At 70.9% G+C, this 1,857-nt stretch carries 2 protein-coding genes; both read left to right on the top strand.

The window, feature by feature from the left end; translation table 11 throughout:
- Positions 1–433: helix-turn-helix transcriptional regulator (locus tag AC27IQ_RS23605; protein WP_487091007.1), on the top strand; the 433-nt coding region annotated here is incomplete at its 5' end.
- Between the two features lie 54 nt (positions 434–487).
- A partial coding sequence (gene dnaG / locus AC27IQ_RS23600) for a DNA primase (RefSeq protein WP_487091006.1) occupies positions 488–1,857 on the top strand: 1,370 nt, incomplete at its 3' end.

Below are 1,857 nucleotides of genomic sequence, written 5' to 3'. Positions count from 1 at the left end.
GCACCGTGGCGCTGAAAGCCTGCACCGACATGGCCCTGGCCCTGCTGCAGACATCGCAAAAGGCCGGCCTGCAGGCCGATGCAGGCCGCTTCGACGACAGCCTGTACCGGGCGGCCTGGGGCCTGGTGCGGCGCCACTGGCGGCGACCCGGGCCTTCGGCGCCGAGCGGCTGGCGGTGCTGCTGGAATGCTCGCGTGCGTCGCTGTACCGCCTGTTCGCACGCCATGGCGAAGGCGTGGCGGCGGCCATCTGGAGCGCCCGGCTGGAGGCCGCCTGGCAGCAGATCACCGCGACCGCGGGCGCCGGCACCGAGCGGCCCAGCCTCTCGGAGATCGCGCTGCGGTGCGGGTTTTCGGACCCCTCCACCTTCCAGCGCATGTTCAAGCGCCGCTTCGGCCTCAGCCCGCGCGAGGCGCGCCACCCGGCGAACTGACCCGCGGGCCGGCCGGCGGGTGCCGGCACCGGCGCGTTGGGGGACAATCGCCGGGTGTCCATCCCCCAGTCGTTCATCCAGGAATTGCTCGCCCGCGTCGATTTGGTCGACATCGTCGGCCGCTACGTGCAGCTCAAGAAGGGCGGCGCCAACTTCATGGGGCTGTGCCCCTTCCACGGGGAAAAATCGCCCTCGTTCAGCGTCAGCCCCTCCAAGCAGTTCTACCACTGCTTCGGCTGCGGCAAGAACGGCAACGCCATCAGCTTCCTCATGGAGCACGCCGGCATGGGCTTCGTGGAGGCCGTGCAGGACCTGGCCCAGCAAGTGGGCCTGCAGGTGCCGCAGGACGACGTCTCGCCCCAGGAGCGCGAGCGCGCCGCCGCCCAGCGGCAAAAGCAGGCCACGCTGACGGACGTGCTCGAGAAGGCCGGTGAGTCCTTTCGCAAGCACCTCAAGGATTCGCCGCGCGCGGTGGGCTACTTCAAGGGGCGCGGCGTGTCCGGCACGGTGGCCAAGCGCTACGGCCTGGGCTATGCGCCCGAGGGCTGGCGCAATCTGGCCAGCGTGTTCCCCGAGTACGACAGCCCCCTGCTGGCCGAAAGCGGACTGGTGATCGTGAACGAGGAGGACGACAAGCGCTACGACCGCTTCCGCGACCGCGTCATGTTCCCGATCCGCAACGTGAAGGGCGAATGCATCGGCTTCGGCGGGCGCGTGCTGGGCGACGACAAGCCCAAGTACCTCAACTCGCCGGAAACGCCCGTGTTCCACAAGGGCCGCGAACTCTACGGCCTGTTCGAGGCGCGCACCGCTATCCGCGAGCACGGCTACGTGCTGGTCACGGAAGGCTACATGGACGTGGTGGCGCTGGCGCAGCTCGGCTTCCCGAACGCCGTGGCCACGCTGGGCACGGCCTGCACGCCCGACCACGTGCACAAGCTGTTCCGTTTCACCGACACCGTGGTGTTCAGCTTCGACGGCGACGCGGCCGGGCGGCGCGCGGCGCGCAAGGCGCTCGACGGAGCCCTGCCCTACGCCACCGACACGCGCAGCGTGAAATTCCTGTTCCTGCCGGCCGAGCACGACCCAGACAGCTTCATCCGCGAACACGGCACCGACGCCTTCGCCCGCCAGGTGGGCGAGGCGCTGCCGCTCAGCCGCTTCCTGCTGGAGGCGGCCCGCGAGAACTGCGACCTGGGCACCGCCGAAGGCCGGGCCCACATGGTGAGCAACGCGCGGCCACTGTGGTCCGCCCTGCCCGACGGCGCGCTCAAGCGGCAGTTGCTGACCGAACTGGCCGAGCAGGGCCAGCTCGACGCGCGCGATCTGTCCGACCTGTGGAACCAGGCCGCAGCGCAGGACGCCAGCCGCCAGGGCGGCGGCGCGCACCGGGCGGCCTCCGGTGGCGCCCCCCCGCCCGCCCT

Source organism: Acidovorax sp. KPB24-07, assembly GCF_057543315.1.
The sequence above is the reverse complement of the archived record's forward strand: the minus strand, read 5'-3'. Positions and strand labels throughout refer to the sequence as shown.